Annotated in this window: 9 protein-coding genes; 4 read left to right on the forward strand and 5 right to left on the reverse strand. The window is 57.6% G+C overall.

Annotated elements, in window-relative coordinates; translation table 11 throughout:
• Positions 1-56: 56 nt before the first annotated feature.
• Positions 57-5,228 carry a P-loop NTPase family protein gene (locus tag GPJ75_RS15985; protein WP_163269339.1) on the reverse strand — a complete coding sequence of 1,724 codons (5,172 nt, stop codon included), beginning with the start codon at positions 5,226-5,228 and terminating at the stop codon, positions 57-59.
• A 615-nt stretch (positions 5,229-5,843) separates the two neighbouring features.
• Between GPJ75_RS15985 and GPJ75_RS15990 the strand changes: the two genes are divergently transcribed.
• On the forward strand, positions 5,844-6,299 hold the full coding sequence (locus GPJ75_RS15990) for a hypothetical protein (RefSeq protein WP_163269340.1): 456 nt from the start codon (positions 5,844-5,846) through the stop codon (positions 6,297-6,299).
• Here the strand turns inward: GPJ75_RS15990 and GPJ75_RS15995 are convergent.
• On the reverse strand, positions 6,277-6,738 hold the full coding sequence (locus GPJ75_RS15995) for a hypothetical protein (RefSeq protein WP_163269341.1): 462 nt from the start codon (positions 6,736-6,738) through the stop codon (positions 6,277-6,279). The two genes, GPJ75_RS15990 and GPJ75_RS15995, sit on opposite strands and share 23 nt — an antisense overlap.
• Positions 6,739-6,816: 78 nt before the next feature.
• On the opposite strand from GPJ75_RS15995, the gene GPJ75_RS16000 reads away from it, so the two are divergent.
• Positions 6,817-7,101 carry a type II toxin-antitoxin system TacA family antitoxin gene (locus GPJ75_RS16000; RefSeq protein WP_163269342.1) on the forward strand — a complete coding sequence of 95 codons (285 nt, stop codon included), beginning with the start codon at positions 6,817-6,819 and terminating at the stop codon, positions 7,099-7,101.
• Between the two features lie 75 nt (positions 7,102-7,176).
• On the opposite strand, the gene GPJ75_RS16005 is transcribed toward GPJ75_RS16000, so the two are convergent.
• The gene (locus GPJ75_RS16005; protein ID WP_163269343.1) at positions 7,177-9,543 is read right to left on the reverse strand and encodes a hypothetical protein; all 2,367 of its coding nucleotides are present in this window, start codon (positions 9,541-9,543) and stop codon (positions 7,177-7,179) included.
• Positions 9,544-9,782: 239 nt separating this feature from the next.
• Between GPJ75_RS16005 and GPJ75_RS16010 the strand changes: the two genes are divergently transcribed.
• Positions 9,783-10,964 carry a Fic family protein gene (locus GPJ75_RS16010; RefSeq protein WP_163269344.1) on the forward strand — a complete coding sequence of 394 codons (1,182 nt, stop codon included), beginning with the start codon at positions 9,783-9,785 and terminating at the stop codon, positions 10,962-10,964.
• A gap of 182 nt (positions 10,965-11,146) precedes the next feature.
• On the opposite strand, the gene GPJ75_RS16015 is transcribed toward GPJ75_RS16010, so the two are convergent.
• Positions 11,147-12,127 (reverse strand): helix-turn-helix domain-containing protein, encoded by a 981-nt coding sequence (locus GPJ75_RS16015; RefSeq protein ID WP_163269345.1) that lies wholly within the window; start codon positions 12,125-12,127, stop codon positions 11,147-11,149.
• Positions 12,128-12,925: 798 nt separating this feature from the next.
• Positions 12,926-13,072 (reverse strand): hypothetical protein, encoded by a 147-nt coding sequence (locus GPJ75_RS16020; RefSeq protein WP_163269346.1) that lies wholly within the window; start codon positions 13,070-13,072, stop codon positions 12,926-12,928.
• A 308-nt stretch (positions 13,073-13,380) separates the two neighbouring features.
• Here GPJ75_RS16020 and GPJ75_RS16025 point away from each other — a divergent pair, with 308 nt between their 5' ends.
• The gene (locus GPJ75_RS16025; protein ID WP_163269552.1) at positions 13,381-13,695 is read left to right on the forward strand and encodes a co-chaperone GroES; all 315 of its coding nucleotides are present in this window, start codon (positions 13,381-13,383) and stop codon (positions 13,693-13,695) included.
• Positions 13,696-13,727: the final 32 nt, after the last annotated feature.

The following is a 13,727-nucleotide window of genomic DNA, read 5'->3' on the forward strand; positions in this document are numbered from 1 at the left end:
CGCCATCTCCTGCAACGGCGACGGTGAATCATAAAACCCAATCCGTGTCATCAACGCTACGACTCGGAGTTCAACGGACGTGCTCTAGTCAGGGAAAGCGCACCTCCTTCATAGGCAGCAAGCAGTGCGCGCTTGGCGTATTCCCTGATGACGACATGCGGCAGGTCAGTGGAGAGCGCTGCCTGCATGAGTACGTCTTTCGAACCGGTCAAGAGATGGGCATTTTCTTCGCTCAGTCGATAAGCCGTAAGCGTGAGCCAGAGGCGCGCGCCTAGGTCGTAGAACGGCGATTTCGGATCACGAAACGCTCGATCGGATGTTCGCCCATACTGAGCGAACAACTCCGTCACCGCGCTCACGTCCTCAAGACGCCCCAGACACCGGGCAGCATGCGCTGTCCGCCATCGCACGCGGGTGTCGATGTCTGAAAAGAAACCGTACAGCAATCGCGACAGGGCTTCCGGTAGCGTAGCTGGAACATCGATCGGGGTCAGCGTGTCGCGGTCTTCCGCTGGCAATCGCGAGACAAGACGATCAAGATACCAGTCGAGGATCTCTCTTGCCTGGACGGCATTGACGGCGTCCACGATGCGAGAGGCTACGCCGAATAGCGCCGCACTGCCCATCCGCGCTCCGGACTCGGCGATGCCGTCAAGCAGGAGCGCGGTCCTTTGAACCCCGTCCGCTTCCGTTCGTTCCAGCAGCTCATCCAGATTGCTTTGCCGGTAGCGAAGCCAGCGGCTGAATGCGGCCAAATGTGCCGAGATAACCGCGGGAAGCTTCTGCCGACACCAAAGCTGCACCGCAGGCGTACCCTCCCACTCTTTTAGCACGCGAGAAAGTATGAGTGACCAATCCGAGGAATCGGCAATTTCCTCATCGATCGAGGTCAGCGCGTCTAGGAAGGGAACGCGATCACTTGGTGCGCGGAGACTGTTGCTGATGTCGGTGAGAGTAGTCGATGGGTAACGGTACTTTTCGTTCTTTGAGGCCGCTCGAACTGCATCTTCGAGTGCCTGCCGCCACGATATTCCATTGGCAGGAGCGAATGGACGGTTCGCCTGTTCGCTAACTTCATCGGTGCCCCGTAAGTGAGGTGTTCTGTCCTCCATTTTCTCTGATTTGGCTGCTGGTCTAGTCGCATCGAAAGCGACGAGCTGACGTGCTTGCGCGAGCCAGTATCCGGTTCCGGACTCACCCACGGCATCGAGCAACACCTTTGCTTGCTCGATACGCACGAGTTGACCATCCGCGAGTAAGGAGGCGCGTGCCAATTCCTCAGCAAGTCTGTTGCCATCGGCTCGCGACAGGATGCCGTGGGCAGCAACGGCTTTGATAAGCTCGGCGTCTGGACCGTCGACCAGCATGGACAGCGCTGTTGCACGCGTAGGCTCGAGTTGACCGAGGGCGAGCATTTCTTGAAGAAGCGGCGGCAAGGTGTTGTATAGTCGGGTCGTTCCGTCATCCATCCACCTCGCAGTGCAGGCAAAAGCGGTGGGAGCATGAAGCCTAGTGAGTCCGCGCACAACGTCATCCCAACTAAAGCCGTCATACCCATCCAATCGAACCGAGGCAGCAGCCGCGAAGGCGGCAAACTTGCCCGCAGCATCATCATCACCCTCTGAGCTTGCTGATCTCGCGACTTTGGAAGCACGCGCAACGAACTCTATCTGGTCGATTGCTTCTTCATCGATCTCCTTTGCGATAGTCACAGCATCACTGAAGAACGCCTCGGCATCGGGTCTGCTAAAGGGAAAGACGAAGCGTGCAAGCGCAACGAGCTCGGCCATTTTTTCGGAGGCGCGCGCACGCCGCGCCTTGGCATTGTTCCTGGCGATGGCAAGGATCGTCAGCAGGTCAGAATGAAACTCCCGCCGCAACCTGAAACTCGACAACAGGGTGGTTTCGCGACCGTGATAGGTTCCAAATTCCTTAGTGGCGGCTCGCAATGCCGCTTCACAGAGGGCTGGAACCTGGATGCCTCGCAGAAATAGAAGTTCCGATATGCTGCGCGCCGCGACCTGACGGAGATAGACAGCCTCGTAGTCTGAATCCAATTCGTACGAGTGCGTCGTGCTCCCGAGCGACGCTAGATCGTCAGCCAGCAGCGTTCCTGCCACAGCCTTTTGCATCACGTCTAGCCGGCCATGGTACACGCCAAAGAGGACACGCAGCTTGCGATCAGTCCGTTGCTGCTCCTGGTCCTGTTCATAGGTGTTGGGCTTCTTCGCTCGTTTGCCCTTGGAGGGCTTGGGCACCGACCGCCCCTCCGCGCCTATCCCATGTGCATACTCAAGGAAAGCATCTGCCGTGGTTGGCTTGCCGTCCAAACTGGCCTGCAGCATCCACAACCTCATAATCGCGTCGACGCGAGAAGCGTCCGATGAGCGCACGGCGATGATGTCCTTGGTTAGCACCCGAAGAAGCTTCAGCGCGGTTCGCCGCACAGCGTCCGCTTGTCCACCGACATACAAGATTTCTGTCGCGGCGACGATCAAGCGGAGCCACTCAGTGGACCAGGAGGACGATGTATAGGAGATGCCCAGTTCGTGTGACGGGATGAACTTCGCACGCAACTTGCCGACGTCGCGCGCAAGTTGCGCATGATCGATGTCATGACCCGCCAAGGCAAGCTGAACCGTGATCAGCAAACGCCACGGTCCTAGCGGGGATGCTGCTGCGGCGAATTCAAGCAGGGTCTGGCCGTGACCATCAGCGATGAGACGAGACACAACATCAAGCCCGACACGCAGCCTAACCTCTGGCGGCGTCCAGCGCTGCAAATCGCGTATCGCCGCATCGACCCCGGCGATACGGAATACCGCTTCAATTAAGGCCGCTATGTCACGGTCCTCAATTTTCCATTCGACGTGGCGTCCCTGAAATTCTCCATCCTTGCGCCGCGGGCGCTTGCTGATCCAAGCATCGTACATCCGAAGATAGTGAAGGGTGCCGACGCGATCATCCTTCAAACTGGCGCTCAGCGCGGAGTGGGCTAGAACTGACCCGTGGCTAGGAGCGCGGTCGCGATCAAGGAGCGTTCGCCGTAGCAGTGAAGGGCCGCTAAACTCGACCGAAAGGTCCACTTCCTTGTCGACGAGATCGTAGAAAGCTCCCTCGTCGTGCTGGGCCTCGGCTCCGATGAGAATGGTTTGTACCGCTTTGACGATGTCGCCAGCTTCTCGGCATGTCGCAAGCGCAAGGGTCAGACGCCGAATTTGAATCTCGCGTCGTAGCAGTGGATCTCCCACTGCCGCGACAGGTCCATCCACGTCGAGCACCGTGAAGATGTCGGAGATGCGACTGGCCTTTACAAGAAAGTCGACAACGTACGTGCTGCAATACGGGTCACTGCGATAGTGCGACCAAAAATGTTCGGCGATGCGTGAAACGGTGTCCGCTTGAGCGGCCTGGCTGCGCTTTGCGATGTGATCTTCAAAGTCTTCATCAGACACTGTCAGTTGGCTACCGCTCAGCCCGATTCCGGGTGCGAGATCGGCAGCAAAATCTCGGACGAGTTGGTCGTTCGTGCCGCTGACGGCGGCGACGGCCGAAACGGATGCAGGCGTCGGCAAGAATGCTAACGCCGCGGTGAGACGGTCCAAGTCCGTTTGGCGCCCGAGCTTCTTCAGTGCGAGGGTGAATGATGCATCAATCACGTCTGCCAGCGTCCGGCCGTTCGGAAGCAAGGCCTCAAACAATGTATCGAGATTTCCTCCGGACGCCTTCAAGGCGTACGACTGGACACGTGGGTTGCCACCTGTGAGATCGTGGAATGAGGATATGGATGCGTTCGACGCATCGGGGAACACGCCGATCAGGTGCTGCCGAGTCTCCGTTTCGGTGAACGGACGGCACAAGACTTCATCCGTTGTCACGGGAAAGCCGAGACCGCTCTTTCGCGCGGTTCGAGCGGAAACAACGAAGCGGACATTGCTTGGCAGCTTGTTGAGATCGGCGCCAGCAATGTCGTGGATGAACGGACGCTCGACCGGAACAGCAGATTCAGCGGCAGTTACCGTGTTGTCTGCTGCGTCAACAATGACGAGAAGTATGGCGCCCGGCGATGAAAGTTCGAGCGCCCTACCAGCCATGGTCATGCGCTGGAGGAAGGTCTCAATCGTCGTCGGATGGGTGCCACTCCTGGGCAGCAGCAGAGGCAGTTCGGTCGCGACCGCAACATCATTGATGATCTGGAGGAAGGCGCGCTCGGGGAGATGTCGCTTGTCTTCAGAGTGCATGTAGCTGCCCGCGCCGTAGCAGTCGTAAGTGACCGCAACCGATCCATGGGGCAGTCTCGATGCGAGCTGTTGGGTAAGCGTGGTCTTCCCACACCCTCCTTCGCCATGGACGAGAACAGTCCGAACACCAGCCTCGAGCTTTTGCAGAACCTCCCTTGTGCCGACGCGTTCGATCGTGCTCTTGGGCACTTCGATTGCTGGCGGACAGGGAAATAATCCTTGTCGTCCGCCAAGCCCGAACCATACGAGGAGCTTGCGCTCGTCGACGAGCTCGCGCAGGCGCTCGGGAAGCATGAGCGTGCGGACCTGAGCTTGCAGGTGCTCGACTTCGCCACGAACATCGTCGCCGAGCAAGGCGATGACGTCCTCAGTGACTTTGTCGTCGAGGCCGAATCTTGATAGCGAGCCGCATTCGCCTAGGTCCAGACAATTCAAGAAATCAGCGAACTTGACATTGTCGAGACCGGTAGCAAGCTGAACTTTGCACCGATCTTCTTCGGGCACCGCAGAAGCACCGCTCCCCGGCAACAATGCAAGAATATCGCTACCTGCGGGCTGATTGCTGACGAGCCGGACAACAAGCTGGGCCTCCGGCTTCATACGGCTACGCGCGTGTGCGAAGTCATCGCCCAATCGGCGCAGCACCGAGTTGTTGCCGGTCGTTCTTGTGCTGGCGCAGAGACGGGCGATGGTCCATGGTGTGGAGGGTGATGATCCCGAGTACTTCAATTGCACGAGCTCGACGCGAGCGGCCTTGTCGAGGACGCGGTCACCATGCAAGAGGGCGCAATCGACTCCGTCCCACGTTGGCGCGTCGATCGTCGTTTGGGGCTCGGCAAAGGGAATACCTTCGACGGTAACCGCCGAGAGCGTGGATCGAGGTTTCAGTAGACCGAGAATCTGCTGTAGCGCCCACAGTTCGTGAAACTGGTCGCCAGCATTTGATCCGCGTGCTCCACCGTAATCGGCTGCGTAGTTCGTTGGCACGGTTCACTCCAATGCTCAGACGGAGGCTCGATAGGGAACTCGCGCCGATTCCGAAATCATGCCACAGTCAGTAAGTATGGCAAACGACCAGAATTTTTATTGGGCTTCAAGGACATCGTCGCCTACCTCCAACCTTGTCGAGAATGCGCTGCATGTCGTCGTTGTTAGACAGTGTCGTCGCGAAACATGCCTATGCTTGGGGCAAGGACTTGCAGCTGATGCGGCTAGGTAGACAAGCGGCCACCCACGATACTGAATTCCATCTAGCCCCGGACGTGGCGTTGTGCTTCGGAAGACAACCCCGGCCAGCTTCTAATCTACGATGCCCGCTTCGGGCCACATACAGGACATCGCCGGCTGAACATCAGATGTCTGCTCTTGTGCTGACCGCACCAAGAGCGGCCAGTCCGTTAGCCGGCCCGATCGCGGCTGTCCGCAACGCGCCTCATTTGGACTAGCGGGCAGCCGGTTAGCGTTCTAAGAGCGGACCTGGTGCGCGGAGACGTCGGAGGGGTCGGCTACAGGCGGCGATTCGTGTCTAGCAATTCAATTACACGGTTCAGAGGGGCAACAGTGGCTGAGAAATCTGGAATAAGTGGAGCGCTACCCATCGACATGGCGGCGGCGAACAGGCTGCCCGCGCGCGGCGAAGAATTGATGCGCGTGGTAACGCGGTTCGAGTATGCGCTGAAGGAGATCGGCTATGGGAAGATGGGAGCTGGCGGAGCCGTTGAAGCCAAATGGGACGAGTTCGCGAACAAAGAACTGACGTCCGATTTCTTGAAACACGTTCGAGAAAATAACATCGCCCCAACCATCCTCAGCAACCCACCCAGCCGGCAGATTCTGAATGGAAGCTCGCTTGACTGGGAAGCCACCGCACCGCCATCTGATATTCAGTCGCTTATCGGTGCGGTGCGCCGCGTCCGCAACAATCTCGTGCACGGCGGCAAGTCGGGCGACAAAGACTCTGACCGAAACAACCTCTTGGTTGCTGAGGCCATCGCCGTGTTGATGGAAGCGCTCCGGGCGCACGCCGATCTGCGTTTCATGTTTGAAGGGAAGTGGTAGGCCCTTCTCTGCCCAGCATTCTCTGTTCGACCTGCTGGAGGCGATGCGCCATTCTCTGTTCCGGTCTGCAATCGGCACGCTGACCTGCCACTGAACTATCATCCACCGCGATTAAAGCTTTGATCGTCTCTCGTACGCCGTGTGGCGCGGCTTGAGCAAAACTCGGTGGCAGGTCAACGCCTACGGCGGTGCCTGCGGCATCCTTGAGCCCTTGCGCGCGGCGGCATGACGCCTCTTGATAGCTCTCCTGCAGGCTCTCGAGCTCTTGCTTCAGTTCCTCGAACTCAGCCTTCAGTGTTTCGTGCTGGTCCGCCGTCACGCTGGTCGGCTTGGCCAAGTTCTTTAGAAATCGGCTAAGATCGGCTTTCCAGGCAGTGCGTTTCTTGTCCCAATCGTGTTCACTGCGTGGCTCTAGGGTGATCCCGGTCTTCTGAATCATCTCCTGCCGAGATGATGGCCATCCCCGTATGCAGTGCTGTAAATGGAATAAGCGTTACGGTGGCAGTCGGCTCAAAGCATGGAACACTCGAAAGACGTCATATCGGTACGGCTATCGAAATCGGATATCGCGATTATTGAAGGCGCCGCCGAAAAATCCGGTCAGTCGCTTACGGAATTTGTGCGTAGCGCTGTCCTGCGAACCGCTAGCGAAATAGGAGATGGTCGACTGATTGCCATGAGTCCTGAAGGGTTCTCGGATTTCTGCTCGGCTATATACGCGCCGGGCACACCAATTCCGGAAATGATCGAATTGGCAAACCGGCCTGCGCCGTGGGAATCGGGACACACCGCCGATAAGTGACGAAGCCCGATGACCGTGCTTCAATGTTCGAGGCGGTTCTTCGTATGCGGTGCTGCTGCTTACCGTCCACCTTGCTTACGCCGCTTCCCAAACCTGGTTCAAAATCCGAGCGGCGAGAGCTGCCTTGTCCTGCGGCAGGAAACGACCGTAGTGCTGCGCGACCATGTCAGGGGTGTCCTGGATGGCGTAGCTCGCCTGCTCATAGGAACCGGTCTGTTTGAGGATATGCGTTGCCAGCACGTCGCGGACATTGTGGGGGCCGTGAGGGAGGAGACTGGGAATCGCGCCCCGTTTTGTGTAGGGGTTGTAGATCCCATATCGTTGGATCGTCAGGCGCCAGGCTTCATAGAACGTGTTTTGGTCATAGGAAGCGTCCCTGCTCGTCGTCTTCACTGTCTTGACGAAGAACGTGCCTGGATCCTTGGCTCCGCCGAGAAGCACACGCCTGTGCCGGTCGATATAAGCCTCAATGTGATCGTAGAGGCCGCCGAGATCAGGCAGGATCAGTCGAAACGGCTTGCTCCCGAAATAGGACGAATTGGCGTTCTTGAAGGCCACCGACGGGATCAGCACCTCCCAACCCTTGTCGCGTTCGCTCCATCGGATCTCGCCGCGTTTCATGTCGGCGAGTTGGCGCTCGGACCGCGGCAGCCGTCCGCGTTCACAGACCATCAGCTGGCGCAGGTTCTTCTGCCGCAATCCAAGGTGCAGCCCGAAGCGCAGCATCAGGAACGATCGGACGGCTTCCGCCGCCGGGCGACGATAGAGCCGCTCGTCCGGCATGAGTCGGAGAATCTCCTCAGTGATCTTTCGATATTCACCGACCGGGCTTTCGGCCTCCAATACCGGCATGATCGGCTCGAACGGGTCACGATGGACCCGCGCGACGCGCTGGATCTCCTTCACGCGGGAGGAGGCATGCTTGAAATAAACGTCGCAGGCATCGTCCCAGTCGGCACAGGCGCGGTCGATGTCCGCCTGTGTAACCAGTCCGTCGATCGGCCGGAGCCGTGATCCGAGACGAGGGTGCTGTCGTAGCCAGCCCGTTTCCTTCCGGGTGAGGGCAAGCGAAATGCGCAGCATGTCCACTTCCCAGGCCGTATAGAAGCCGCGCCGCCTCTCGCGCCATTGCACATACCAGTCCCAGATCGAGGGGAAGACGAGCAGGCCGAAGGTCAGGTGCTGCAGCGGCACGCCATAGCCGCGGACCGGGCCGCGCGGATGGGCGGCCAATGCCCCGAACATCAGACCGAGATGCTCCACCTTCTGAGACGCCGTCTCCTCGCCCCAGACACCGTTCCGTTGCAGGCCGAATGCGGTGAGCGTCGCGGTCTTGAAGCGGATGAGTTCGGCCATTTCCATGGCGAGGACAGGCGGAGCGTCGATGACGCCGGATCGCAGGTCTGGATCGGTGAAGGAAGTGCTGTCTTCGTCCGGCTCGTCGTATCTGTTTCGATGGCTGTCCTGCGCAGCGTCAGATTGACCGTATGTGACCCCTGGAAAGCGGATTGCGTAGCGCTGCTTCATCGCGGCCGCTTGGAACCGCCTGTAGTCGGTCGAGCCCCTGATAATGACGCGCTGAACCCATGCGAGGATCTCCTCCTGTTCCTGGCGGGGGCGTGTGTTGAAATCATCGGGCAGATGCCAGGCGAGCCTCCGTCGCTCGGCCGGGGCGATATCGTCGAGGACGTGGCCCGAGGCTGACCGCGTCTGATGCGGGAGCTTCGCCTTGAAGTATCCCGCCGGGAGGCGATAGCGGCGCTCGATGCGACTGAGAACCTCCATGCTCGCCACGCTGCGGGGCGCCTTCGATCCTTGCAGCCAGTGGCGGATGGTCGAATGGTCGAGCTTTTCGTCTTCGCGAACGACGGCGCGGTGTAGGTGCCAATAGCTGTCGCCATGGCGGCGCATGTGCAGGTCCAGCGCCTCCCGGAGGGTTGGCGGGTCGAGCCACTCCTCAAATAAAGGCTTAGGAAATTCCTCGATGATGCGAGGTTTGGCGCCGGGCTTCTGCCGTGTCGACGCAGGTCTTGGCTCCGATTGCTCCCTAGGGCCAATTCGCAGGGCAGTGCCCGGCTTTTCTTTAGGCTGCCGCGGAGGACGGTCGCGTCGCGGACGTGGCTCGGAATCGCGAGCCTTTCGGATCTTGGCCGAAGGGCGATCAGCCGGACTTTGAGTGTTCCGTACAATCGCATCCAGAGCTGGTTCAATCACCGCCCTCGCGCCCCGAATAGCGTCCCTGTCGAGGCCGCATTGAAGGGCGATTTCGTCCCAATCGTAGCCGCGCACCTTGCGAGGCGGCATTTGCGACTGGGCGATCAGACCGAGGAGAAATTCTTTGATCCGTGTGCTGTCCCGCGGGGGCAATGCGGGATCGACACGGAGGCGGCAGAAATCGGAGATCTTGCGGGCAAGCAGTTTGGTATGCGGAAGGTCAGGCATGTGAGTAGGCTATGAAGATTGTCCACGACGTTTGACGAAGGTCGCGGTCCTATCCGATTCGTCGCATCGGATGCCTAATCTCCTTGCCAATACGCTGGCACTGCCGATCGGACGGCTTTATGCTTCTGATGGAGCAGGCCGAGAGTGACGAGCCTATTTAAGCGCGCTTACGTTAGCATCTCCGTTATTTAAGTGTCGATGGGATTGTTTAAATAGCGCCACGCTGCCAAGATGGCGCTATGACCGATTCCGACGCAGATCAGCGCCTTGGCCGATATGTCGAAACCCCTGTCGCGGGCGAGATCGTGCGCGCCTTCGTTCCGCCGCCTCTGCCGCCGAAGCCGCAGATCGACGTGCTGGCTCTTCTGGAACGACTGAGCCTCGCCGAGCGCGCGCTCGGGCGACTGGATGGCATTACCATGCTGCTGCCACGCCAGGAACTCTTCCTCTATATGTATGTGCGCAAGGAGGCGGTGCTCTCGTCCCAGATCGAGGGGACGCAATCCACACTGACTGATCTTCTGCGCTTCGAGAACCAGGCCCAGACCGGGGAGCCGATCGACGACATCCGCGAAGTGTCGAACTACGTTGATGCGATGATGTACGGGCTGGAACGGCTGGAAGAGCTGCCATTGTCGTTGCGCCTGATCCGCGAGATGCATGCTCGGCTGCTGCAAAGCGGACGCGGCGGCACCAAAAGCCCGGGTGACTTCCGCCGTTCGCAGAACTGGATCGGTGGCTCACGTCCCGGCAATGCGCTCTATGTGCCACCGCCCGTCACCGAACTCGATGCCTGCCTGGATGCTCTGGAGCGTTTCATTCACGAAGACGGATCGCAATTGCCGGCGCTGATCAAGGCCGGACTGCTGCATGTCCAGTTCGAGACCATCCACCCGTTCCTTGATGGGAACGGCCGTATCGGCCGCCTTCTGGTGACACTGTATCTTTGCGTCAACGGGGTGCTCCGCAAGCCGCTGCTCTATCTCAGTCTGTTCTTGAAGACGCATCGTGCCGACTACTATCGTCTGCTCCAGGAGGTGCGAGAAAACGGCAATTGGGAGGCTTGGCTCGACTTCTTCTTGGCGGGTGTAGCCGAAACGGCGAACCAGGCTTTCGAGGCGGCCACCCGGATTGTCGACCTCTTCAAGGAAGATCGCGAGCGGATCACGAACGAAAGTGACCGTGCAGGCTCGGCACTCCGCATCCACGACCTCTTTCAGCAAAACCCGTTCCTGACCTCCAACCAGCTTGTCCAGCAGACGGGCTTGTCGGCGCCGACAGTCAATGCGGCCTTGGCCGACCTGGAGAAGATGGGCATTGTTGAAGAGATCACCGGGCGCAAGCGGGGGCGGGTGTTCAGCTACCGACGCTATCTTGCGATCCTCAGTGAGGGGACCGATCCTTTGCCCGTCGGCAGCTGAAATCCTTCACGAGCCGAGCTCACCTCATAGTCAGCAACTGCCGCGCCAGCAAATGAACGACCTTATCGGTCCGATGATGCGGTCCAACTTCAAAATTCCAAGAACGATCAGGTGGTCTCCCTAATGGGCAACCGAATCTAGCTTGCATTGTCATCCTGACAATGTCGATCATGCCCGGCATATTAATCTACTCTCTCGACCGTAAAAACAGCGGAGTCAATGCTGATCTCTTCAGATACTCCTAACTTTTCCAGTATTATAGGCATGATTTTGTGAATGGCGCGCATACCACACAAAAGTTCGTTCATGTAAATATCTGGGTGTAGACGAACGGAATTCCGCCCGAGACTTTCAAGTTCTGCCATGCGCCCTAGATCCTCATGGGGAAAATAAACCAAGTCTAACAGTTCCGCTCGAAGAGGGGCGCCTGCTCGGATTGCCTTATGTTTAACAAGGTTTAACCAGCTCCGGTATTCCTTTCGTGTACGATGTCGAAACTCATTAAATTTAGGAGCGAACGCCGGATCTACCTCTATCTTGGTCGCAGCGAGATCCATAAGGCATGGCTCAATATTTCCGGCTGGAGAATCGAAAAGATCGAGATCTTCGTCCATAATCAGTTCGTCTACGTAGGCTGCGTAGAAACCATACACATCGTTGAGGGCATGGTAGATCGCTCTAATGAGCGAAGTGAAAGTATGCTCTTCGAGAGCTTCTATTCTTTTTTCATCATCTTCATCTTTTTCGAAAAACCGTACATTATAATCAAACTCTAATTCCTTCGGGAAATCTTGAGGAATGGCTACTCCCATCTCCCGAAGGGTATGAAATGTCTGCCATCCCAGTAGCCCTAAATCGTCATCGGCCAATGGCGCCGTGTCGTAGCCAGTTTCGGCGTTCTCCGAAATTAGCTGAGCCAGAAAATGAAGAAGACTGTTCCACTTTCTTGCTTTTTCGGTGGATCCGGACCAGAGGACAAATGAGGGATCCAAATCGCCGATCTTAGCCAGCGCGCGCAATCGATCGCTCATATCCAATGAGATATGCTCCCCCTTCTTCCATTTGCTGATCTGCGTCGGGGAAACCTTGAGGAGTGCGGCAAGGTCTTTTTGGGAACACGATTGCGCGGCAAGTGCTAATTGTACCAAGGCGTCACTATCCATGATCTGATCCTATCGCTGCGGAGTTGGATCGAGCTTCTCATGATTTACTAAATTGTCAATTAGATTTAGTAAATTTCGGAAATTGCTGGGAATAGACGTAGCCCGGTATAAGCCGATAGTTCATTCGTATCCCTCAAGGCGATGGTGTGCCCATTCGGCGCTGCTGGGAACCATCGCTAGAGGGCGCGCTACCACAGGCCTCACGTGAGGCGGAGACGCAGCCGCCGGATTTTGATCAGGGCCAGTAGGATGAGGTGATAGGCGCCTGGGCATGCCAGCACTATGCTTCCCGGTCCGCTTTTGAGCCTGCTCTAAGCCTTGTGCGTATTCTGGCTATAAAGTTCTACGCGGCAGTACGAAATAGTCCGTTGCGACCGTACGTGAGAAGAATTTTCAGTAGAGCATTGGATAGCTGCGATGATCGCAAGTAAAGATGATTGCAGGCCCCCGCAACCACTTTCGTCATAACTCAATAAAATGTGAGATCTAGCAAGCACTTAGGCTGCTAAAGGGCGATCCTCGTTGCCTGACTCTGGTGTCGCCACAGAGAAAAGTTCGCCGGAGGCTGATCGTGACGCGTTCCATTTGCGCGTTAAAAACGGGTTATTGACCGGGGCAGGACGGCAACGGTGGTCCCTACACAAGCAGGGGATCGCGAAAGATCCTCGTGAGGTGCCAGCGGTCCCTGAAAGTTATCGACAGCGGACCTTCGCGCATACGTGTACCCGGAATGGAAAGCTGCCGTTGATCTATCAAGAAAGAGCGTCCGAACTCTTCGAGAGCTAGCTTTACCGACTTTTAGTTCGAGCCTTCAGCTTCGCTCTGTTCCGTCTGGGCCGGGCGCTCTTTTGCGGCCGCCTTGGCTGCCAGCTTCTCGGCTTTCTTCGCTGCCTTGATGCGGTCGCGTTCCTTGCGCTCGTGATTATAATTCGGTGCTCGTGCCATGCTGAATCCTTCCTCTGTTCGGGCGATGAATACGGAGACAAGGCTGGAAATACAATGGCAAGCGAGACAAATCCGATAGCATACTGGTTCCAACCTATGCTCGTGCGGTGAGAGAGATCTCTTCCTTCATTGTGAATCGACGCCCGAATTATTGAAATTCTTCTGAGAAATTATCGATCGAGGGCTTGCTGGAACGCTCGGAGTTTTTTCTGCCGAGAAGATTGTTTTTGGCACTCCTGTTATTCGACTGCCAAAGAGTCTATATAAAAGGTGTGGCCCCCTATACCCGGCCGCAGAAAGAACCCTCCATGAAATTCCGGCCCCTTCACGACCGCGTCGTCATTCGGCGCGCCGAAGGCAATGACAAATCCCAGGGCGGGATCATTATCCCCGATAACGCGAAGGAAAAACCACAGGAAGGCGAAGTGGTCGCCGTCGGCCCGGGCCTCCGCGACGAAGGCGGCCAGCTCATTCCGCTCAACGTGAAGGCAGGCGACGCTGTTCTCTTCGGCAAATGGTCCGGCACCGAGATCAGGGTCGAAGGCGAAGATCTCCTAATCATGAAGGAGGCCGACATCATGGGCATCATTGAGACGACGGTGGCGGCCGAAAAGGCCGCCTGACCGGGCGATTTCCACGTACGCAGTTTCAAGAA

It is taken from the genome of Chelativorans alearensis (assembly GCF_010993735.1).
Taxonomy (GTDB): domain Bacteria; phylum Pseudomonadota; class Alphaproteobacteria; order Rhizobiales; family Rhizobiaceae; genus Chelativorans; species Chelativorans alearense.